We start from the raw sequence: 21,008 nt of genomic DNA on the forward strand, positions 1-21,008 counted from the left end.
ATTTTTATCGTGAGAAGCAGCGTCTGTTGCGCAGGCCCGGCCTTGGACGCCGAGCCTGTCGGGCCTCAGCGGCCCTGCAGCAATTGAGTGACCCAGTCCGGCGCCAGCTCGGGCAGCGGCTCGCCGCCGTCGCGGCAGCGCACGTAGTGGTCAATCACTTCGCGGCGCTGCTCTTCGTAAACACTCTTTTTTTCCGATGCTTCGAGCACCTCCAACAGGCGTGCCCGCGGCACCACGGTGACGCCGTCGTAGTCGCCGAACACCAGATCGCCCGCTGCCACCTCGACACCGGCGCAGGTCACGGTGGTGTTGATCTTGCCGGGCCCCTGCTTGCCCGGACTGCGCTGCATGAAGCCTTTGGCGTAGACGGGGATGTCCAGTTCGGCGAGCGGCACCTTGTCGCGCACGCAGCCATCGATGACCAGCCCGGTGAGCCCGACGGCCTGCGCAGCGCCCGCCATCAGGTCGCCGATGTAGGCCCGCCCAGGGTAGCCCTTGCCGGCGACCACCAGCACATAGCCCGGTTGTCCCTGATACACGGCCACGTGAATCGGAAAGTTGTCGCCGTCTTCGGTGTCGACGGTGTACGCGGTGCCGAGCATGATCTTGCGCTCGTCGAGCGGCATCAGGTCGGCGTCCATGGCGCCGTTGCGGGCGATGCCCAGCTTGGCCATGCCATCGCACAACTGGGCGGGACTGAGCTTGCGGAATCGGTCGAGCAGGTCTTGGGGGATCAGTTCAGGCAGGGGCAGATAGTGTTCGGTATTCATGGGGTTGTCCTCAGCGATGGTTGACCAGGTGGCGAATGGCGGCGCGGTAGTCCAGTTCGCTGCCGTTCTCGCCCAGTTGCGTGTGCCAGTCGGTGGCGGCGAGCTTTTCCAGCTGGCGATGGCTGGCCCGGGACATGGTGGCGTCGACCCCGGCGTCTTCGAGGGTGGCGACGACGTCGTCCATCTCGGCGCTGCGGCGCTTGGCGTGGATCAGGGTGCGGGCGGTAAAGGTGTTGGCCAGTTGCTCGACGGTCTTGCCATCGAGGGATTCGCCCAGCGACTCGACCAGGGTGTCGAGCACGCCGAACTTCTCCCCCGCCTGAAAGGCTTCGATCAGCAGTTGCGGCAGGCCTTTCATCACCACGCTTTTGAGCATCTTGATCGCCGACGCGGCGCCCGCCTCGGCGTCGAGCACGGTCAGGCGCATGCCGTGGGGCGTGAACGCTTCGGCAAAAACCGATGCGCCCTTACCTGCCAGCAACATGGGCACGCGATGATTGTTGCCGGGTACCGTACCCATGACCGCAGCGTCGCAGAACGCCACGCCTTCGGCCTTGGGCAATGCATCGATGGCTTGCTTGACGGTGGGTGCGGCCGAGTTCATGTCAACGTAGGTTTGCCCGGCAACGAGCAGCGGCAGGATGCGCTCGGCCACTGCCAGGGCGCTGCTGGCGCTGGTCAGACAGAGGATGAAGCGGGCGCCTTGACAGGCGTTTTCCAGAGAGTCGAAGAGCGTGACTCGTGTGTGCTCGGCGCGCTGGCGGATCGCCGCGCCGCGCTGGGGATCGTCTGCGTGGGCATCGTAGGCGCCGAGTTGCAGATCGGCTTGGGTGTGCAGACCGGTGGCCAGGTGGTAAGCGGCCTCGCCAAACCCGATGAAGACCAGTTTCATCCGTGTGTTCCTTCTTTGTATTGTTATTGAAGGAGTGGGAGCAAGGCATGTGCCAAAGTTGGCCGACCGAGTGTTTATTCAACAGGATCAGGGAGTTAAGGTCGGTGGGAATACAGGACTGAAGTCCGCTCGCGTGCAGGGTAATTTCACTTGATTGCAAAAGCTTTCATCAGCCCCTAACGTGCAATGCGTGCCATCGATCCATGACAACTCCAACAAGAAGGACGCCTCCCATGCAGGGCAAACTGGCTGTCATCTCCCCCTCCACCACCCTTACCGCCGTGATGAACCAGGTATTGGAACGACGCGGCCTGACCGTGGCCGTGGTGGAGGCCGCGCAGCACCAGGCGGTACTGATGGCGCAGCAGGCGCTCGACGCGGGCGCCAGTGTGCTGATCAGCCGCGGCAAGACCGCCAGCGTGCTGCGCGAGCGCTTCCAGGTGCCGATCGTGGAGGTGCGTCATACCTTTTTCGATTGCATCAATGCCTATCACCAGGCGCTGAAGGTGTCGGAGCGAATCGCCTTCCTCGCCACTTCGGACGGTTACGCCGCCATCCTGGAAAAGGCCCGGCCCTTCATGCCAGCGGTGACCATCTGCTCGATCGACCCGTTCGGCAGCGCCCAGAGCACCGACCTGCAACTCGACCGTCTGCAGGCCGAAGGCATCGAAGTGGCCATCGGTGGTCTGTCGCTGGAGCCGGCCGTGAGGGCACGCGGCCTGCGCTACGTGATGTCCGAGGCCGATGCCGACGCCGCCGTCGATGCCATCGATGAAGCCCTGCACCTGCTGCGCATCGAGCAGGAGCGTCTGCACAAGCGGCTGGAACTGCAGGGCCGCTACGAAATGATCCGCTCCATCCTCGATTGCGTGTCCGAAGGCATTTTCAGCATCGACAGCGACGGGGTCATTACCAACATGAACAATGTCGCCACCCAGTACCTGGGAGCCGTAGGCTGTGGCGACAAGGTGGCCGGTCTGCTGCCCCAGGATTACTTCGCCCGAGTGCTGGACAAGGGCGAGGCGGTGCGTGGCGCCCTGATCAACCTGGGGCGCCTGTCACTGACCCTGAGCATCGCGCCGATCACCTTGGGCCAACAGGTGATCGGCGCCGTCGCAACCCTGCAGAAGCAGACCGAAATCAAAGCCATCGAGCAGAAAATGCGTCGGCAACTGGCGCGCCAGCACGTGGCCGAGAACACCTTCGCTTCGATCATCGGCAGCAGTCCGGCGCTGGCCAAGGCCAAGCGGCTGGCGCAGACCTTCGCTGCGGTGGACAGCACGGTGATGATCGAAGGCGAAACCGGGACTGGCAAAGAGTTGTTCGCCCAGAGCATCCACAACGCCTCGAAACGCCGCCACGGACCGTTCGTGGCGATCAACTGCGCAGCCTTCGCGCCTGGCGTGCTGGAGAGCGAGCTGTTCGGCTACGTGAAAGGCGCTTTCACCGGCGCCCTGGCCGAGGGCAAGGCCGGTGTGTTCGAGCTGGCCCACACCGGCACGATCTTTCTCGACGAGATCAGCGAAACATCGGCGGAGATCCAGCTCAAACTGCTGCGCACCCTGCAGGAGCGCAAGGTCGTGCGAATCGGCGACGACAAGATCACACCGGTGGACATTCGCATCATCACCGCCAGCAACAAACGCCTGCCGCAGTTGGTCGCCCAGGGGTTGTTCCGCGAGGACTTCTTCTACCGCATCTGCGTGCTCAAATTGCAACTGCCTGCCCTGCGCGAGCGCCGTCAGGACATTCCGGAGCTGGTCACGCACCTGCTGGCCAGCTCAGGCATCCCCGCTGCGCCCCCTGGCCCGCAGCTGCTGGCGCGGCTGAGCGCCCACGAATGGCCGGGCAATATTCGTCAGCTGGGCAATATCGTCGAACGTCTGGCGGTCATGAGCCAGGGCCGCGACATGAGCGGCGCCTGGCTGGAGGAAGCACTGGAAGACTTGCCCCCGCCCGCCCCGGCCACCCCTGGACTTGCCCGCAGCGAGCAGCAGGTGCTGCTCGACACATTGCAGAGCGTGCGAGGCAATCGCGAACAGGCGGCGCGGCTGTTGCAGATCAGCACAACGACCCTGTGGCGGCGCATGAAGAAGTATCAGGCGGCCGACCCGGAGGCCTTCGCTGCGACCCGTCTTTACGGGCCGCAGGAATCATCGGTGAAGGGCTAGCCTGGGGCTTCAGGAATAGACCTGGACGCGCTGGCGGACCGGCTGAGCTTGGCGTACAGGCTGCTGCTGACGCGTCAGTTGCGCCTGGACCACGGCCACCGCATCCAGCACGCGGTGCGTCCAGCGTTCGTCATCGGGACGAACCACGACCACGCGAAAGCCGTGCTCGTGGCCCTCGCTTTCCACGCCTTCGGAGTCGTCGACGTGCAGGTCGATATCGAAGGCCGGCGGAAACTTGGAAGGCGACAGGCTCATGCCATGGCTGGCCAAGGCCCGACTGTGGACCTCGCTGTTGACCACGCCATCCACCCGAATACCGTGCAGCAGCAGCCAGCGCTTGATGTAGGCCGGCGTGCGGCCCGACGAGGTGTACACCCAGATGCTGCAACCCTGACGGCGCAGTTCACGGGTCAAGGAGCGGGTGCCGATACGCAGTGGCTCACCCAGCCAGCGGTGGACAAAGCCCGGCAGCCAGCTGCGCTCGGCCTCGCTGTGATGGGGCAGGCATGCCAGGGTGTCGTCGATGTCGAATGAAATACGCACGCGCGGACGGTTGAACGGATTCATCGGAATAAGACCTGTGATCGCTTGCCACATCGGTTTGAGCCACGTTTGTCGAGTGTCGGATTCATCGTCCCCTGCCCTCATGCAGCGCCAGCTGCTTGTGAGTGAGGAAGAACTTTTTCGGGTCCGGCGCCTGTTCTTCGAGAAAGGCGGCGTACTTCTTCTTGATCTTGGGCAATTCGTAAAGCGCCTTGACGCCATGCTTGGCGGAATTGCGGATCACCGACGAGGGGTTGAAATAGCCCGGCGCATTATCCACCGAGAGCACGAAAGGTGGTAGCCCTGCGCGGATCAGCAGGTAGCTGACGATCAGCGAGCCGGTACGGTTGTTGCCTTCGATGAACAGCTGCGGCTTGCTCAGAATGCGCACGTATACACCTGCCGCACGCTTCCAGACCGACTCGCTGCGGTAGGTGCAGTACCAGTTGTAGAGGTCCTTGATGCCGCCTTCGGTGTTGTTGAAGAAATGCTCTTCCGTGGCGACCAGGTGCTGGGCGAACTCGACGCGGCGCGCCGGATCACGCCCGCAGAGCACGGTGGCGTTGATCTCCAGCATGAGGTTGACCTGTTGCAGATCGAACAGGTCCACCCCCTGCGCCACGTAGTCGTCGACCAGGGCGTAGCCGGCCAGGACGTTCTCCACCACCTCGTCGGTCAACGGATCACGCTGCTCGGTGAAGTGCTTGCTGAGCTCGGCGAAGCGGCCCTGCACTTCACGCAGGGCTCGTTCGATCGCGGCCAAATCAAGACGACGGGTTACCGACATGAATGATCCTGAATCCTTGAGGAGTGAGGCAAAACGAGGGGCTTCCTGCCATCGGTCAGCTGAACTTGCCGCTGATGTAATCACCGGTCATCTGTTCGCGCGGGTTCTCGAAGATCTGCGCGGTCGGGCCCATTTCCACCAGGTATCCGGTGCGCGTGCCCTGGGAGATGTCCACCGAGAAAAACGCGGTCGTGTCGGCGACGCGGATGGCCTGCTGCATGTTGTGGGTGACCAGGGCGATGGTGTAGTCCTTCTTGAGCTCCACCATCAGTTCCTCGACCCGGCGCGTGGCGATCGGATCGAGTGCCGAACACGGCTCGTCGAGCAGCAGCACTTCGGGCTCGGTGGCAATGGCGCGGGCGATGCACAGACGCTGTTGCTGGCCACCGGACAGCGACAGCCCGCTGACTTTGAGCTTGTCCTTGACCTCGTCCCACAGCGCGGCACCCTGCAACGCGTGCTTGACCCGATCGCCCAGGTCGCCCTTGTAGCGGTTCAGCCGCAGGCCGAAGGCGACGTTGTCGAAGATGCTCATGGAAAACGGGTTGGGCTGCTGGAACACCATGCCGATGTAACGGCGCACCACCACCGGGTCTACGCCCTTGCCGTATACGTCCTGACCCAGGAAGTGCACGTGGCCTTCGAAGCGAAAGCCTTTCACCAGGTCGTTCATGCGGTTCAAACTGCGCAGCACGGTGCTCTTGCCACAGCCCGAGGGGCCGATGAAGCCGGTGATCTTGTTCTTCTCGATGGGCACGTGGCTGTCACGCACGGCCATGAAGTTGCCGTAGAAAATCTTGTCGAGCTTGCAGTCCATGACCACAGGTGCCTGGGTCGCGAACGGGACGGCTTTTTGCACGGATAGTACACTCACAATATAGGTGCTCCCATTCTCAGAACTTGGGCTTGCCGAAAACACGACTGACAATGTTCACAAACAGCACGATCATCACCAACACGAGGGAGGCCGCCCAGGCGAGCTCCAGCTGGTTGTCGAAGGGCATGCCGGAAAAGTTGTAGATCAGTACGGCCAGCGACGCGGTGGGGTTCATGACCGCCAGGCTGCCGTCGTGGTAGATCCAGTAGTTGCTGAACAGCGCGGTGAACAACAGCGGCGCGGTTTCCCCGGCGGCACGTGCCACGGCGAGCATGACCCCGGTGAGGATCGCCGGCATGCCGGTGGGCAGGATGATCTTCCAGATCACCTGGGAGCGTGTGCAGCCCATGCCATAGGCGGCGTCCTTCATCACCTTGGGCACCATCTTCATCGACTCTTCGGCGGTCAGCACCACGATCGGCAGCATCAGCACCGCCAGGGCCACACCGCCCGCAGGGGCCGAATAGGTACCGGTGGTCATCACCACCAGCGCATAGGCGAATACCCCGGCCAGGATCGACGGCAGCCCGGTGAGCATCTTCGCCGCAAAGCGCGCGGCGTTGGCCAGCTTGCTGTCGGGACCCAGTTCGGCCAGGAACACCGCCGCCATGATACCGACCGGCACGGCGATCGCCGCAGCGATGCCGACCATCACGAAGGTACCGGCCATGGCGTTGCCGAAGCCGCCGCCGGTTTCGAAACCGGTGGGTGGCAGTTCGGTGAACACCTCGAGGCTCAAACGCGCCCCACCGCGGGTAATCAGCATGTACAGCACCGACAGCAGCGGCACACTGGCAATCAGCGCGCCCGCCCAGACCAGGGTCGTCAGCACCAGGCTGCGCAGGGCGCGGCCTTCGAACTTGCGTTGCAGACTGGGCAAGGCGGCGGTGGGCGTGCTCAGGCTGTTCATCATTTAGTCCCCCGTTGTGCGTAGACCATGAGCATGGAGCCGATGACGTTGACGATCAGGGTGATCAGCATCAGCACCAGGGCCGCGTACATCAGCACTTCGATCTCGCCCGGTCCGGCTTCCGGGAAGTTCAGCGCCAGCAGGGCCGCCAGCGTGTTGGCCGGTGCGAACAGCGACAGCGAGATGTTGTTGGCGTTACCCACCAGCATCGCCAGGGCCATGGTTTCACCCAGGGCCCGGCCCAGGCCCAGCACCAGCGAGCCGAAGATGCCGGTCGCGGCAGACGGCACCATGACCTTGAGGATCGCTTCCCAGTGGGTGGTGCCCATGCCATAGGCCGCTTGCTTGGTTTTCATCGGCACGGCGGTCAGGGCGTCCTGAGACACGGCAGCGATGGTCGGTAGAATCATGATGGCCAGCACCAGCGCGGCGGGCAGCAGGCCCGGTCCGCTCAGCGATGTGCCGAAAAAGGGGATCCAGCTCAGTTCGGTGTGCAGCCAGGTGGTCAGCGGACGAATGGCCGGGATCACCACGTAGATGCCCCACAGGCCGTAGACCACGCTGGGGATGGCCGCGAGCAGTTCGACGATGGTGCGAAACACGGAAGCCAGCTTGGCCGGAAGGAAATCCTGGGTCAGGAAGATCGCCATGCTGATGCCGAAGAAACCAGCGATGACCAGTGCGATGAAGGCGCTGTAGAGCGTGCCCCAGATGGCTGGCAGAATGCCATACTTGCCCTGGTTGACGTCCCACACGCTGCCGAACAGCACGTCGAAGCCATGTTTTTCCATGCCGGGCAGTGCCTTGCGCCCTACTTCGAAAATCAGGGCAAATACCACGGCCAGAATCAGTACCACACCGACGCGCGCAAGCGCACGAAACGTGCGGTCGACCAGAAAGTCCTTCGTCGAAGGCGGCTGGCAGGCTGAGTCCGGGTTATCCGGTACAACGAAAGGGCTGTTCATCGATAAGTTCCGGGGTGTGGAAGAAGACCTCGCCGGCCAGGGCCGTCAAGCCATTGCCGAGCGAGGTCCCGCGTCTGTCACTGAATGTTGGCGCTGGCCTTGCGAACCTGCTCGACAACCGACGGCGGCAGCGGGATGTAGCCCATCGAGTCGGCGATCTTCTGGCCTTCGGTCAGGCTGTACTCGATCATGTCGCGCATGGCCTTGGCCTTGGCCGGGTTGCCGTTGTCCTTGCGGAAGATCATCCAGGTGTAGGTGGTGATCGGGTAGGACTTCTCGCCCTCGGGGTCCGGCAGCCAGGCCACGAGGTTTTCCGGCATCTTCACCGCGGCCAGGGCCTCGGCGCCGCTCTCGGCGTTCGGAACCACGTACTTGCCGGCCTTGTTCTGCAGCACGGCGAAGTCGACCTTGGCCAGTTTGGCGAAGCCGTATTCGATGTAGCCGATCGCGCCCGGGGTCTGGCGCACGGTGGCGGTCACGCCATCGTTCTTGGGCGACTTGATGAACTTGTCGCTGGCAGGCCAGTTGACGGTGTTGCCCTCGCCCAGGTCAGCCTTGAACGCCGGGTTGATGGTCGCCAGGTGCTTGGTGAACACCGCGGTGGTGCCGCTGGAGTCGGCACGCACGACCACGGTGATCGGCATGTCGGTGAGTTTCAGGTCCGGGTTGGCGGCCACGATCTGCGGATCGTTCCACTTGGTGATCTTGCCCAGAAAGATGTTGGAGTAGACGTCGCGCGGCAGTTTCAGACCCTTGGGGCTTCCCGGCAGGTTATAGGCCAGAACGATCTCGCCTGCAGTCATCGGCAGCAGCTGGGCGCCTTCGGCGACCTTGGCGATGTCTTCATCTTTCATGGCCGAGTCGCTGGCGGCGAAATCGACGGTCTTGTTCAAAAAGTCCTGTACGCCCGCACCGCTCCCCTTGGACTGGTAGTCGACGGTCACGCCATCGGATTTCTTGCTGAAGTCCTTGAACCAGGTGAGGTAGATCGGGGCCGGAAAGCTGGCGCCAGAGCCGGTCAGGCGGATGCCGTCAGCGGCGAAAACCATGGAGCTGGCGCTGAGCGAAACGGCAACGGCGAGCGCGGCAGACTTCATCAAACTTTTCATCTAAGAAACTCACTGAGATAAAGGGCAACGGAACTGTGCACAGCTTTTGTGACGGTTTGATGAATCCGACGACCGGTGCAGTCGAATTCGCGCAAAACGGGGGCCTCAATCTCATTCACATGTTGTAACCTCCCCCGGCCCGTGCGTGCCCATCCTCGGTGGTCAGGCAAGGGCAATCGGTGTTTTCACGTTTCCGAGCTCCGCGCGTGCGGACCTCCGCTCAAAGAGAATCGAAAGATGCGGCAATCCATGATCAATCGTTGGTGTATGGGCTTGCTGGCCTTGTGCCTATGGGCCAGTGTGCCCGCCCTTGCCGAACCTGCGCCTGCCCCTGCGGCCAGCACCGACAGCGCGCCGGTCGAAGTCCTGGCCACGCCGGCGCAGCTCAGCGACCAGCTCGACCAGATCCGGCAGAAGGTGTCCACCGCCGCCAATGACGACCTGCTCGCCAGTCTGCGCCAGGCCGCCCTGCAGGTGCAGCGTCAGGCCGAAGCCCTGCTCGCCCGCCAGAGCGTGGACATGGGCCATCTGGACGACCAGCTCAACGTGCTCGGCGCCGCCCAGCCCGACGAGCCGCAGACCCTGACCGCGCAGCGTCGGACCCTGGTCAACCAGAAAAAAGCGCTGACCACCGACCAGACCGACACCACCGCCCTGAGCACCTCGGCCAGCGACCTGGCTGCGCAGATCCTCAACCTGCGCCGCAACCTGCTCGACACCCAGATCAGCACGCGCTCGGCCAGTCCATTGAGTTCGGCCTTCTGGTCCAGCCTGATTCGGCCCACCGAAGAGGACGTGCGAAAGCTCGGCGGCTTGTGGCAAGACGTCAGGCAAGTCTTCGACACCGCCATGGCGCCCGGCTCGCGCGGGACCTTCGTGATGATCGTGCTGTCCGCCCTGCTGGTGTGGGTGGTGGCCCGACGCCTGATCGAACGGTTGCTCGTGCGGGCCATGATCCGCTGGTTTCCCGAGGGTCGGTTGCGCCGCAGCACCCTGGCCCTGGCCACGGGATTGACCACAGTGCTGACCATCAGCGCCGCGACCTCGCTGCTGCAGTGGGGCATCGTCAGCCACTCCCAGCCCAGCGCCAATGTGCTCAACCTGATCGATCAGGTGCAGACGCTGATCCTGTTCTGCGCGTTCCTGGTGGGCATGGGCCGTGCCCTGCTGATGCTGCCCAATCCGTCGTGGCGTCTGCCCAACATTCCCGACCCGGTGGCCACCGCCATCGGTGGTCTTCCGGCCGTGCTGGCACTGTCCCTGATGGTGACCGGCACATTCGAGCGCATCAACAGCGTGATCGCCAGCAGCCTCGCGCTGTCGGTCGCGGTGAACGGCCTGACCGCGCTGCTGGTCGCGCTGATCTTCGTCTACGGCCTGGTGCGCGTGCGCCGGACCCGTCGCCGCTTGGCGCTGGAGCGCACCGCAGGCTTCGTCGGTCTGATCCCGTTCATTCTCGCGGTCTGGGTCGGCATCATCCTGCTGGGGTTGCTCAGCGGCTATCTGACCCTGGCCTACGTGCTGACCGTGAAGCTGTTGTGGATCGGCCTGGTGACCTCCACGGCGTACCTGCTGACCGTGTTCTTCGTCGACATCTGCGAAACCCTGCTGTCGCCCAAGCAGGCGGGCGGTCAGGCCCTGGGCGCCATGCTCGGGCTGTCGCCACGCCATCAGGCCCAGGCCAGCACCCTGCTCGCCGGTATCGGCCGGACCTTGCTGCTGTGTATCGCACTGATCCTGGCCTTCATGCCGTCCGGCTCGAACCCCAGCGAACTGCTGGCCAGCTTCGCCCGCCTGGACGTGGGCAGCAAATCCCTTGGCGATCTGAATATCGTTCCCGGCGACATCCTCCTGGCCGCGGTGCTGCTGGTCGGTGGATTGCTGAGCATCCGCATCCTGAAGAACTGGCTGGGTGATCGCCTGCTGCCGGAAACCAACATGGACGCTGGCATGCGCGCCTCGCTGGTGACGCTGGTGGGCTACATCGGCTTCGTATTGCTGGGGATCGGCGTGCTGTCGACGCTGCGCATCAGCCTGACCAACCTGACCTGGGTGGTCAGTGCGCTGTCGGTGGGTATCGGCTTCGGCCTGCAGGCGATCGTGCAGAACTTCATCTCCGGCCTGATCCTGCTGACCGAGCGGCCCGTCAAGGTCGGCGACTGGGTCAGCCTGGCCGGTGTGGAAGGCGACATTCGCCGCATCAATGTCCGCGCCACGGAGATCCAGATGGGCGACCGTTCCACGGTGATCGTGCCCAACTCGCAGTTCATCACCCAGAACGTGCGCAACGTGACCATGGGCAACGCCTTGGGTGTGGTGGGCATCACCCTCACCCTGCCGCTGGACACCGATGTCCTGAAGATCCGCGAACTGCTGATGACCGCCTACACCGAGCATGAAGCGGTACTCGCCGACCCGGCACCTTCGGTGACCTTCAAGGACCTCACCAGCGCTGGCCTGCTGATCAGCGTCAGCGGTTTCGTCAACAGCCCGCGCTCAGTCGGCGGCACGCGCAGCGACCTGCTGTTCACCATTCTGGATCGTCTGCGCACCATGGGCGTGGCGCTGTCGGCGCCGCAGAGCATGTTGCTGATCAACGACAAGGTCGACGCAGCGCCTGTGGAGGAGCCAAAGCCCGTGGCTTGAGGCCCGGCGCCGTTGGTCTGTCCCCGCCCAAGGCGAGGAAACCGTACCCGCGGCGCGAAGGTCGGTTCTGTAGCGGTCGTGTGCGCAAGCGACCGCTTGGTTCCGTCGCCTTCAAGGAGAAGCTGCATGACTTCCGTCCCGCCCGACCGTCCCACCGGACTCAACCCCCCCGAACTCAACCGTCGCTCACTGTGCAAGCTGCTTGCTGCAGCGGCGGGCACCGCGGCCCTCGCGCCTCAGGCCATGGCCGAGGGGTTCACGCCCCCTACAGTGGTGGACGTGGGCAAGGTCGAGAACGGCAGCGTGACCTTCCCGCCTTGGCGCGGTGCCGCCGACACGCCCTCCTCGCAACCGGATAGCCCATTGCCACCTGAGCAGCGCGTCGGCTTCGCCATCGTCGGCCTGGGTCGACTGTCCCTCGAGGAAATTCTTCCCGCCTTCGGTGAATCGCTGTACGCCAAGCCGGTGGCGCTGGTGTCCGGTACCCCGGACAAGCTCAAGGCGGTCGCGACCCAGTACGGCATCAAGCCCGAGGCCTGCTACAGCTACGAGGATTTCGAGCGAATCGCCGACAATCCGGACATCAAGGTGGTGTACATCGTCTTGCCCAATGCCATGCACCGCCAGTTCTGCGAGCGAGCAGCGGCCGCAGGCAAGCATGTGCTGACCGAAAAGCCGATGTCGGTGTCTTCCAGGGACGGTCAGGCGATGGTCGAAGCCTGCCGTCAGGCCAAGGTCAAGCTGATGGTCGCCTACCGAATTCAGTACGAACCCTACAACCTGCGCGCGCGCAAGCTGGTGCAGGACAAGCAGCACGGTCGCCTGGTCGCCTACACCGCGACCAACACCCAGACGGTGGCCGCGGACGGCGAGCGACAGTGGCGGCACAAGATGGACATGGCCGGCGGCGGTTCGCTGCCGGACATCGGTCTGTATTGCCTGAACACCGCCCGCTTCATCACCGGCGAAGAGCCGGTCGAAGTGTTCGCGCAACTGTACTCACCGGCCGGCGACCCACGTTACGCGCAGGTCGAGGAAACCGTTCAATTCACCCTGCGCTTTCCCTCCGGTACCTTCGCCAACTGTCTCACCAGCTACGGTGCGCGCGACGACAAGTACCAGCGCCTGAATCTGGAAAGCGCCTGCGTCGACATGCCCAATGCATTTCTCTATCAGGGCCAGCAGTTGTCCATCATCGAGCGCGACGGTGACGTGACCCGCAACGGTCGCCTGACCCTGCAACCCAAGAACCAGTTCGCCCAGGAGCTGGACCATATGGCCCACTGCGTGCTGCACGACCAGCAACCCTGGACGCCGGGGGAGGAAGGCGTGCAGGACCACAAGCTGATGGAAGCGATCTACGAAAGCGCACGCACCGGCCAGCCGGTGAAGCTGGAACCGGTGCAGGGCCTGGATCACTTCCGTGGGACGCCGCCCAAGCAGAGCTGAAGGATCGGCCTAGGGCGTGCAGGCGCACGCCCTTGTGCCAGTCCAGTCAAGTGGTCAGCTGCGTTCGGGTGAGAACAGCGCGTTGATGTCGGCGGTGATCTGGTTGTTGGCTCCCAGGTAGTCGATCAGCTCGGCAGCGCGACTGCCACGCAGGCCAGCCGTGGTGATTTCGCCGTCATACACATAGGTATACACACCGGACACCGCAAAGGCCTTGAGCTGGGCGATATGCCGTGCCTGTGCTGCCTGCGACTGCTGGAATTCATCGCTCTGGAAAAACTTCCGACGCGCCAGCGGACTGACGAATGCGATCTCCAGCACGGCCAGTTGCTCACGTACCGGTGTCGCGGTGTGGGCGACATCCGGCGCCGGCGGATGCATGCCATCGTTGTTGAACGGCGCGCACAGGTGCAGACGCACCTTGAGCACCGCGTCGCTGGCCGCCAGCAATGGGCCCAGCTCGTCGCGCAGGTACTGGTGCAGGCTATCCAGTGTGCCACGCGGGCTCAGGTGCAGATGAATGCGATCAGCCTGGTCCAGGCCATTCATCACTTCATCGCCGGTGCGGTTGACCAGATTGATCGAACCTTCGGGCAGATCATAGGCCAGGGTTTCCTCGAACATGTTCTGCTCGTCGCTGAACAACAGCGAGCTGGCGTCCTGAAACTGCTTTTGATCCGCTGCAGACAGAAAACCGATCTCCACGCCGCCGTCGAGTTCGTAGTCGCTGATTTCCTGGATGCCTTCGGCCAGGGGCCACAAGTGGGCATCCTGCTCGCGGGAAAGATGGTGCTGAATGTACAAACCCAGCCCTGGAAGGCGCGCGCACAGGGGGCCGTGCACATCGCGCCAGTAATGAGCGAAGACGTCGTGCGGTACCCGTGGTCGACGTTTGACAGTGGTATAGCTGTTGATTTCGATCATGCATCACCCGTGGAATTGGAAACAGTGTCTGTTCAGAGACCGTGGCTGGGCACGGGTTCAACTTGACTGCTCACGCTCCCGCAGGGGGAAGTGCTGCTAGGGGCTGGAAACTCGGTTGACGCTGGTAATGCCACCGTTCCAGATCATTTCGTAATGGGCGCCTCTGGATGATCGAGGCGACATGCCGGGGGGTCATCAATGCCCAGCAGTGGTTGCCCGGCGAGCGGACCGAATGGTACTGGAGGCCCGCTGCGCCCAGTTGCCGAAGCTGCGCACCCAGGACATTGGCAGCGCTATAGTCGTCGGGCGCATAGATAGCGTCGTGAAGCGACAACTCGGTGGCATCCCGACAGCCGCTGTCAATGAATGCGCAGACTAGGCTGCGGAATACGAACCGCTCGTAGTTCAAGCCCGCAACCTTCGCCCAATAGCGGTTCTGGTGATGGTGCACCTCGGCAATCGCTGTCTCGACCGTGTCGGCCAGGTACAGCACGCCGTAGCTGCCGTCACTGAAGCGCGAGCCGTCTGGGTTGACGTGGGTGAAGGGCGCGGTGGCATAGGAGCAGCCAACGATACCGAACGGGATCTGCTCCAACGGGATCAACTGTAGGATGCCGACCTCATTCTGCAGCCTGGGGTTGGTCAGCGCCTGAAGCCGGTAGAGCACTTCGAATTCTTCGGCATCGGCAACATCGTCGAACAGCGCAATGGGCGGAAACCTCGAGTTGATCAGACGATGGGCCTGCACGGCGGTGCCAGGCGAGGTGGGCAAGCGCGCCGCCGTCACCATTGCGCGCCCCGCAACGCATCGACGCGGCGGAAGGTTTCGTAGAGTGAGATGAAATCACCTTGGGCCATGATGTCGAGCGGTTTGCGGCCATTGAAGAAAGCATTGGCGTTTTCCATGCTCGGAAAGCCGTAGACGTTTTCCGGATTGTCGAAAATCGTGCGCAAGGCGGCATGGATGTTGAGCACGAAGCTGATGCGGTGCATCTGATCCATGTCCAGATTCACGGACCATTGGGCATCGCCCTGTCGGCCACGGGTGTACGTGCTGCGCGAGATACGCAGGATCTTGCAGGCCTGCTCGCCCGACGCCTGCCATCTGTCCAGGATGCGCAAGGCCGCGTGCAGACCTGCTACACACCGGTTACGGGTAAACCCGACATTTTGCGGGGAGGCAGTCATGGTCAAATTCCCTATGGGTCTTCAGACGCAAACTTAGCATCTAAAGGTCTATAGAATCAAATCATGGACACATCATCTAGCCTTTGGGCAATCGCTCGTGGTCGTTCAGCGCCTGGTACACCTCCTCGACCCATGGCTGCCAGTCTATGGACGGCAGCGCGATTGACCCGAGGCGTTGTTGCAGACGCTGCAACGCATCGGCCAGATCCATGGCGCCGGTCATGCGTGCAGCGCCTTGCATGCGATGCGCCAGAGCAAACGCCGGAGGCAACTGCTGGTTCTCCAGGGCTTGGATCAGCTCGCGCAAGTCGTCCCGACACGTAACAACCAGTAGTTGATCGAGGGCCTGCTGGGTTGTCGCATCGAGTGTCCATGCAGGTGGAGCGGCCCATTGCGGGTCCAGAGTGAGAAACTGACTGCACACCCGCGCCAGTGCTGCCAGTTGCAGGGGTTTGAGCAACACATCGTTCATGCCGTTGGCGTAGCAGCGTTCGACGTGCTCGGGGTCGCTGGCGCCGGAGATGGCGACGATGGGCAGGTGCGCGCTGGTTCCAGGCAGTTGCCGGATGCGCCGGGCCAGGGTGTAGCCATCGATGTCCGGCAGTTGGCAGTCCAGCAATATCAGGCCCAGGTCGTCCTGCTCGGTGATGGCGGCCAGGGCCTGTGCGCCAGTCACGGCCACGGTGCTCGGGTAGCCCAGCGTCTCCAGTTGCTGGGCGATGACGTGTTGGTTGAGTACGTGGTCTTCCACCACTAGCACCGTCTGGCGCAACGCCAGCGGCGCGTCTTGCACAACCGGCGCCACTGTTGTCGACACGACCGATGCAGGCGCTTCCAGCACCACGGGCAGGCGGCAGGTGATCTCGGTACCCCGGCCCACGATGCTGTGCAGGGCAATGCTGCCACCCATCAGTTGCACCAGCTCTCTGCAGATGGCCAGGCCCAGCCCGCTGCCACCGTAGCGCTCGGCCGTGCTGTCGTGGGCCTGGGTGAACGCATCGAAAACCTCGTTCTGGCGTTCCGGTGCGATACCGACCCCGCTGTCGCTGACCTCGATGGTGAGCTGTGCCGCCGAGCCGTTGTCGATCATCCTGCAGTCCAGGGCCAGACCGACCCTACCCTGGTGAGTGAACTTGACCGCGTTGGACAGCAGATTGGACAGGATCTGGCGCAGCCGCAGCCGGTCGATCCTGACCGACGCGTGATCCAGCCCGCGCGCGCGGTAGTCCAGGGTCAGGCCTTTGCGGTGGGCTTGCAGGCGATACAGTTCGGCGACGCTGCGGCCCAATGCAACGAGATCGGTGGGCTGCGGGTCCAGTCGCACGGCGCCCGCATCCAGGCGGGTGATCTCCAGCACATCGTCGAGCAGCTCGAGCAGGTTCACCGCCGAATCGTTGGCCAGGCCGACCCACTGCTGCTCGCGGGCACCCAGCCGACTGCGCGACAGCAATTCGATGGCCGACAGCACCGCGTTCATCGGCGTGCGGATCTCGTGGCTGATCATGGCCAGAAAGCGCGCCATGCGTCGTTCGCTGCGCTGCGCGCGCCGTTGTGCCGAGCGGGCACGGCGAGCCAGGGTGGAGAGCAGCAGCAACAGCAGGACACCGGCGACGAATTCGGGCCAGTAATACTGGGCCAAGGTCTGCCAGGTCGGTGCGCCGAAATCAGTCTGCACCAACCAGCGGTCGTAGATGTCATCGGTGGCCTTGGAGGTCAGGCTCTGCAACGCCTTGTCGACGATGCTCAGCAACAACGGCTCGCTGGGCGACACGCCCATGGCCAGCACCACCGGCATGTCGGTCACCACGCCGGCCAGGTGCAGGCGGCCGGCATACTTGCGGCGCAGCACCGGTTGCAGAACGGCGTCCAGGCCGATCGCCACGTCAGCACGCTGATCGGCCACGGCGGCCAAGGCCTGCTCGGCGTCGCCGATCAACAGCAGGCGGACGTCGGGATGGTGCTGGCGAAGGTGATTTTCATAGCCGCCCCCGCCCTTCACCGCCACCGTCTGCCCGGCCAGCCGGCTGGCAGTGAACAGCATCGGCGTGCTGGCGCGGGTGATGGCCACCGTTGCGCCAAAGAAATACGGTTGGCTCAACAGGATCTGACTGCGTGGCTGCGCACCCAGGAGCCGCTCGGACACCGCCGAGGCCAGCATCAGTCGACCAGAAGCCAAGGCCTGCTGCGTCGCCTGCCAGTCGGAAGTGGGTACGCGAACCAGGCGCAGGCCGGTGCTGCGCTGAATGTGATCGATGTAGTCGCGGGTCAGGCCGCGGTGCTGGCCGTTTTCTACATACTCGATGGGCCAATAGGGATCGACCGCGTACTCCACCACCGGGTTGTCGCGGATCCAGGCACGCTCGGGCTCGGTCAGCGACAACGCTCGGACATCGAGCGCTGCACTGCAGCCCAGCGCGATCAGGGGAATGACCCAAGCCTTCATGATGCAATTGCCCGTAGGGTGCGTACGGGCAGACTAGCAGCGCCGAAGCGTGACAGGTTTTTAACGTTTCGGCAGGTTCTGCAAGGATTTTTTCAGCGGTCTGCATGCCGCTCGAAGCGTCGGCAGCGAAGGCTACTGGCGCTGTACCACGGCCATCTCCGAGGCCGGCGCCAGGCGCGCGGCAATATCGACGGACAGTGCCTGGGCCGCACTCCAGCGCAGGTGGATGGCATCGACGAAGGCCGTCTCGCTGATCCGGTGATCGGTGTCGGCGTTCCAGAACTGCGCGCCGCTGTGCGCCAGGGTCTGGCGCAATCGGCTGTCGAACTCGGCCAGCAAGCGGCCCCGGCTTTCGTGTTCGGCTTTCCACTGCGGATGCAGCGGCGTCGCCACCACGGTCAACGGGCGCCCTTCACGCTTCAGGCGCTGGGCCAGGCTGTCCAGCGCCGCGAAGCAGGTCGGGTCAAGCGGTTCGGGCTGGCCGTAGAGCAACTCACGGGAATTCTGTGTGTCGAGCGGGCCGTCGCCGTAGCGGTTGAACACCAGTGGATCGAACTCGACCTGCCCGGCACGCTGGGCCTTGACCGTACGCGCGTTGCGCAGCAACGAGCCGGGGCTGAAGTAACGCATGTAGGGCAGCCACGCCGAGCCTTGTCCATACACATAGGCATCGGCGTCGCGGCGATCGAAAACAGCGGTCGCGACGGTGCTGCATCCGGCGAAATCCAGCGGATCGACGATCATCAGTACCTGCTCGACCGTGGTTTCGCGGTCCAGCAGCCAGTTGGCGACGTACACCGACTGGTTGGCGTGCAGCCCGCAGAACGCGCCGTTGAGTGGCCGCACGCCCGGCGCTCGTTCAGCCACGGTCTGCCCGTCGAAGTGGCGCCAAGCCACCGAGGAGCCGATCACCAGCACGTTGGGCGTCGGCACCGGGTGCTCACGCATGAACCCCAGTTTCTCGTCGGCGCACAGGCTGTTGGAGAATGCCGGCGGCGGCAGGTTGCCGGTGACGCGCAGGCCCAGGATCAGGCTGGCGAACAGCGCCAGACTGCCGAACAGCCCGACACCCATCCAGATCAAATAGGCAGGACCCATGGCCGCCCGATCGGCGGGCGCCGCTTGTGGCTGTGCGGTGGGTTGCATGGGTCAACTCCCGGAACGTTTGCTTTCGATCAACTGGACGAATTGTCCGACGTTGCGCAATGACTCCAGCTCCGCGGTGCGGAACTTGATGCCGAAGCGTTGCTCGGCGGCGACGATCAGCATCACGTGCATCTGGCTGTCCCAACCCTCGACCTGGTCGGCCGTGGTGTCGTCGTTCAGCTCCAGGCTTTCATCGTCGAACAGGTCACGGAACAGCTCGGTCAGTTCCTGCAATACGGTCGTGGTTTCAGTCATGGCGGATCTCGATGTGGTGGTTGAAATGAGGAGGAGTCGCAAGCAAGTAACGCCAGAACGTGGCGGTCGAGGCAGGATCGGGGTTCGGCTGGTGAACGAAACCCAGTTGGGGGTAATGCTCGGCGACCAATGGCGTTGCGCTCACTCGGGCGATACTCGCCGATCAAGGCGCGATAGCCCGCGTTCGTGGCGTATTGGGAGAGCGCTTGCAGGGCCGCCTGTTCAGCCTGGCGCCCCAGCACGCGACAGCTCATCAGCCACGTGTCGATGAACAATTCGTCGCTGGCCCAGGCCGCATCGGCACGTGCCAGCACGACGCTGATCAGGCCGTTGTCACCGAACTTGTCGGTCAGGCGCAGGCTCAAGGCCAGTGCGCCTGGGCTGTCTGCCAACTGCTGCACTTCTGCCTCGCTGTAGCGTCGGGTCGTCAGGTTGAACTGATTGGTCTTGTTGATCAGTTGCGTGGCCCGCGCCCGCTCGGCAGCGCCTATGGGCCGCACCTGCATGACCATCTGCAGGCCCTTGAGGTAGCCGACCATGTCGGTGGCCTCGGCCATGGCGGCCTGACGCTCGCTGTTGGCCCGGTAGGTCTGCACCCGGGCACTGTCGTCGGCGGTGAAGGCGATGGCCTCGAAGTAACCCGCCGCCGCGACCCGCGCCGGGTAGTCGGCGACGTCATCGGGCAGCTCCGGAACGGCGACCTGGGGCAACTCGCGGCGCACGATGTCACATTCGGCCGGGTTGTCGTCGACGAAGACCAGGCTGTCCAGGCCAATGTTCAACTGCTCGGCAATGCGCCGCAGGTTGCTCGCCTTGTCTTCCCAATTGGCTACGAACACCGCGATATCGCTGCGCTTGAGGGCCATTTCCGGATGACCGAAGGCGGCTTCGGCGACCTGCTGGTCGTTCTTGCTGCACACCGCCAGGATCACGCCGCGACGTGCCAGTTGCACCGCGTAGTGCTGGAAGGCCAGAAAGGCTTCGCCGGTGGCGCTACCCTGCCCCAGGTACAGACCGTCCACGCCATCGTCGCCGACCACGCCGCCCCACAGGGTGTTGTCCAGGTCCAGCACCAGGCACTTGCGCGACCGACCAACCACGGCGGCGGCAATGCGCGCCAACTGGTCGCCATACAGCGGTGCCCAGACCGGACTGACCAGCTGCTTGGCCTGATGCCAGCGCACCGGGTTGGCCAGGCCGTCACCGTACTGGCCGCAGGCAGCGCTCCAGGCCAGGTCCATGAGCAACACGCGGTCCTCGGCTGCGGCGCGGCGAATCTCGCTGTTGAGGCGCTCGAGCAAGGCCCGCGGCGAGCCCGGCACCTGCGCGTCGAAGTGTCCGAACAGCGCCGGGCCGGCAGGCACCCAGGTCTGCTGGATGACCTGGGCGGCGTAGCGATCGCGGGCCTTGCGCCAGAGCCCGCGCAACTCGGCGACGCGCGCCTGCACGGCGCTTTCGGCCTCTTGCGCACTGGCATGCAGAGGGCAAGCGGGAGGCGAGTCCAGGGCATCCAGGGCCAGCAGGATGATTTGCGGAGCGAAAGCCTTCAACGCCGGATCGTCGCCGAGCAACGCCTGGCGATACTGACCATAAGGCGCCAGGTACAGCGACACACCGACCTGACGTTGCAGCGCGGCGACGCGGATCCCCGGCAGCAAGTGGTCAACGGTGTGCGAGGCCAGCACGGCGACGCGCAACGGGGTGAAACCGGGCACTGCCGACTGCCCGTCACGAGCGAGCAGATCGATGCCCTCCCTGGCCAGGCGATCCAGGCGCAGGGTCAGGGTGAAATCGCGACGATAGCCGGCCAGCCGGGCGGCTTCGCGCAGGCGTGCCACAGGATCGCTCAATGATTTTGCAGAAGCGATCGCCGCGCCCAGGTCGGGGTGTTGTGCAAGCCAGGCTAACTGTTCCATCGTCGGCACCTTGATCT

The 21,008-nt window shown here is 63.9% G+C and carries 16 protein-coding genes and 2 pseudogenes; 3 read left to right on the forward strand and 15 right to left on the reverse strand.

The genetic code is table 11. The annotated features are described in order from the left end of the window. Positions 1-65: 65 nt before the first annotated feature. Positions 66-770 carry an RraA family protein gene (locus ABMD26_RS01075; RefSeq protein WP_354307016.1) on the reverse strand — a complete coding sequence of 235 codons (705 nt, stop codon included), beginning with the start codon at positions 768-770 and terminating at the stop codon, positions 66-68. A gap of 10 nt (positions 771-780) precedes the next feature. After that, entirely contained in the window at positions 781-1,662 is an 882-nt protein-coding gene (locus ABMD26_RS01080; RefSeq protein ID WP_354307018.1) for a DUF1932 domain-containing protein, read from the reverse strand. Positions 1,663-1,895: 233 nt separating this feature from the next. Here ABMD26_RS01080 and ABMD26_RS01085 point away from each other — a divergent pair, with 233 nt between their 5' ends. Beyond that, positions 1,896-3,833 (forward strand): sigma 54-interacting transcriptional regulator, encoded by a 1,938-nt coding sequence (locus ABMD26_RS01085; RefSeq protein WP_354307020.1) that lies wholly within the window; start codon positions 1,896-1,898, stop codon positions 3,831-3,833. Positions 3,834-3,842: 9 nt separating this feature from the next. On the opposite strand, the gene ABMD26_RS01090 is transcribed toward ABMD26_RS01085, so the two are convergent. The 6 genes from ABMD26_RS01090 to pstS all read right to left on the reverse strand — a co-directional run bounded on the left by ABMD26_RS01090 (position 3,843) and on the right by pstS (position 9,024). Next, positions 3,843-4,400 carry an HAD family hydrolase gene (locus ABMD26_RS01090; RefSeq protein ID WP_244633785.1) on the reverse strand — a complete coding sequence of 186 codons (558 nt, stop codon included), beginning with the start codon at positions 4,398-4,400 and terminating at the stop codon, positions 3,843-3,845. 61 nt (positions 4,401-4,461) lie between these two features. After that, the gene (locus tag ABMD26_RS01095) at positions 4,462-5,163 is read right to left on the reverse strand and encodes a hypothetical protein (RefSeq protein ID WP_354307022.1); all 702 of its coding nucleotides are present in this window, start codon (positions 5,161-5,163) and stop codon (positions 4,462-4,464) included. Between the two features lie 55 nt (positions 5,164-5,218). Then, positions 5,219-5,980, reverse strand: coding sequence for a phosphate ABC transporter ATP-binding protein PstB (gene pstB / locus ABMD26_RS01100; protein WP_010210300.1), 762 nt, complete (start codon positions 5,978-5,980; stop codon positions 5,219-5,221). Between the two features lie 76 nt (positions 5,981-6,056). Beyond that, on the reverse strand, positions 6,057-6,950 hold the full coding sequence (gene pstA, locus ABMD26_RS01105; RefSeq protein WP_049859738.1) for a phosphate ABC transporter permease PstA: 894 nt from the start codon (positions 6,948-6,950) through the stop codon (positions 6,057-6,059). Beyond that, positions 6,950-7,915 (reverse strand): phosphate ABC transporter permease subunit PstC, encoded by a 966-nt coding sequence (gene pstC, locus ABMD26_RS01110; RefSeq protein ID WP_049859739.1) that lies wholly within the window; start codon positions 7,913-7,915, stop codon positions 6,950-6,952. Before pstC ends, pstA begins: the two co-directional genes overlap by 1 nt. Positions 7,916-7,992: 77 nt before the next feature. After that, positions 7,993-9,024 (reverse strand): phosphate ABC transporter substrate-binding protein PstS, encoded by a 1,032-nt coding sequence (gene pstS, locus ABMD26_RS01115; RefSeq protein ID WP_049859740.1) that lies wholly within the window; start codon positions 9,022-9,024, stop codon positions 7,993-7,995. Positions 9,025-9,261: 237 nt separating this feature from the next. On the opposite strand from pstS, the gene ABMD26_RS01120 reads away from it, so the two are divergent. Both ABMD26_RS01120 and ABMD26_RS01125 read left to right on the forward strand, forming a co-directional pair. Further along, positions 9,262-11,670: a DUF3772 domain-containing protein gene (locus ABMD26_RS01120; protein WP_354307025.1), complete on the forward strand. Its 2,409-nt coding sequence runs from the start codon at positions 9,262-9,264 to the stop codon at positions 11,668-11,670. Between the two features lie 126 nt (positions 11,671-11,796). After that, a complete protein-coding gene (locus tag ABMD26_RS01125; protein ID WP_354307027.1) occupies positions 11,797-13,119 on the forward strand; it encodes a Gfo/Idh/MocA family protein in 1,323 nt (440 codons plus the stop codon). Between the two features lie 54 nt (positions 13,120-13,173). Here ABMD26_RS01125 and ABMD26_RS01130 read toward each other — a convergent pair whose 3' ends face one another. From ABMD26_RS01130 to ABMD26_RS01160, 7 genes and pseudogenes are all read right to left on the reverse strand, one after another. Further along, positions 13,174-14,043 (reverse strand): EthD domain-containing protein, encoded by an 870-nt coding sequence (locus ABMD26_RS01130; RefSeq protein ID WP_354307029.1) that lies wholly within the window; start codon positions 14,041-14,043, stop codon positions 13,174-13,176. A 96-nt stretch (positions 14,044-14,139) separates the two neighbouring features. After that, positions 14,140-14,833 (reverse strand): annotated as a pseudogene (locus ABMD26_RS01135) (RES family NAD+ phosphorylase). Further along, on the reverse strand, positions 14,827-15,231 hold the full coding sequence (locus ABMD26_RS01140) for an antitoxin Xre-like helix-turn-helix domain-containing protein (RefSeq protein WP_354307031.1): 405 nt from the start codon (positions 15,229-15,231) through the stop codon (positions 14,827-14,829). The pseudogene ABMD26_RS01135 and the gene ABMD26_RS01140 overlap by 7 nt, the downstream one beginning before the upstream one ends. Before the next feature lie 76 nt (positions 15,232-15,307). Then, the gene (locus ABMD26_RS01145; RefSeq protein ID WP_354307033.1) at positions 15,308-17,674 is read right to left on the reverse strand and encodes an ATP-binding protein; all 2,367 of its coding nucleotides are present in this window, start codon (positions 17,672-17,674) and stop codon (positions 15,308-15,310) included. A gap of 132 nt (positions 17,675-17,806) precedes the next feature. Next, positions 17,807-18,820, reverse strand: coding sequence for a hypothetical protein (locus ABMD26_RS01150; RefSeq protein ID WP_354307035.1), 1,014 nt, complete (start codon positions 18,818-18,820; stop codon positions 17,807-17,809). 3 nt (positions 18,821-18,823) lie between these two features. After that, positions 18,824-19,075 (reverse strand): acyl carrier protein, encoded by a 252-nt coding sequence (locus ABMD26_RS01155; protein WP_090358073.1) that lies wholly within the window; start codon positions 19,073-19,075, stop codon positions 18,824-18,826. Then, positions 19,068-20,991: pseudogene (locus ABMD26_RS01160) on the reverse strand (HAD-IIIC family phosphatase). The gene ABMD26_RS01155 and the pseudogene ABMD26_RS01160 overlap by 8 nt, the downstream one beginning before the upstream one ends. Positions 20,992-21,008 lie beyond the last annotated feature (17 nt).

Source organism: Pseudomonas sp. PvP001, assembly GCF_040546375.1.
Classification (GTDB): Bacteria; Pseudomonadota; Gammaproteobacteria; order Pseudomonadales; family Pseudomonadaceae; genus Aquipseudomonas; species Aquipseudomonas coleopterorum.

Excerpts from the sequence above, each read along its gene's own strand:
- ABMD26_RS01080 (WP_354307018.1), bottom strand. The coding sequence starts at position 1,662 with ATGAAACTGGTCTTCATCGGGTTTGGCGAGGCCGCTTACCACCTGGCC.
- ABMD26_RS01125 (WP_354307027.1), top strand. The coding sequence starts at position 11,797 with ATGACTTCCGTCCCGCCCGACCGTCCCACCGGACTCAACCCCCCCGAA.
- ABMD26_RS01130 (WP_354307029.1), bottom strand. The coding sequence starts at position 14,043 with ATGATCGAAATCAACAGCTATACCACTGTCAAACGTCGACCACGGGTA.
- ABMD26_RS01095 (WP_354307022.1), bottom strand. The coding sequence starts at position 5,163 with ATGTCGGTAACCCGTCGTCTTGATTTGGCCGCGATCGAACGAGCCCTG.
- ABMD26_RS01155 (WP_090358073.1), bottom strand. The coding sequence starts at position 19,075 with ATGACTGAAACCACGACCGTATTGCAGGAACTGACCGAGCTGTTCCGT.
- pstC (WP_049859739.1), bottom strand. The coding sequence starts at position 7,915 with ATGAACAGCCCTTTCGTTGTACCGGATAACCCGGACTCAGCCTGCCAG.
- ABMD26_RS01140 (WP_354307031.1), bottom strand. The coding sequence starts at position 15,231 with ATGACTGCCTCCCCGCAAAATGTCGGGTTTACCCGTAACCGGTGTGTA.
- pstB (WP_010210300.1), bottom strand. The coding sequence starts at position 5,980 with ATGGACTGCAAGCTCGACAAGATTTTCTACGGCAACTTCATGGCCGTG.
- ABMD26_RS01075 (WP_354307016.1), bottom strand. The coding sequence starts at position 770 with ATGAATACCGAACACTATCTGCCCCTGCCTGAACTGATCCCCCAAGAC.
- ABMD26_RS01085 (WP_354307020.1), top strand. The coding sequence starts at position 1,896 with ATGCAGGGCAAACTGGCTGTCATCTCCCCCTCCACCACCCTTACCGCC.
- pstA (WP_049859738.1), bottom strand. The coding sequence starts at position 6,950 with ATGAACAGCCTGAGCACGCCCACCGCCGCCTTGCCCAGTCTGCAACGC.
- ABMD26_RS01120 (WP_354307025.1), top strand. The coding sequence starts at position 9,262 with ATGCGGCAATCCATGATCAATCGTTGGTGTATGGGCTTGCTGGCCTTG.
- ABMD26_RS01145 (WP_354307033.1), bottom strand. The coding sequence starts at position 17,674 with ATGAAGGCTTGGGTCATTCCCCTGATCGCGCTGGGCTGCAGTGCAGCG.
- pstS (WP_049859740.1), bottom strand. The coding sequence starts at position 9,024 with ATGAAAAGTTTGATGAAGTCTGCCGCGCTCGCCGTTGCCGTTTCGCTC.
- ABMD26_RS01150 (WP_354307035.1), bottom strand. The coding sequence starts at position 18,820 with ATGCAACCCACCGCACAGCCACAAGCGGCGCCCGCCGATCGGGCGGCC.
- ABMD26_RS01090 (WP_244633785.1), bottom strand. The coding sequence starts at position 4,400 with ATGAATCCGTTCAACCGTCCGCGCGTGCGTATTTCATTCGACATCGAC.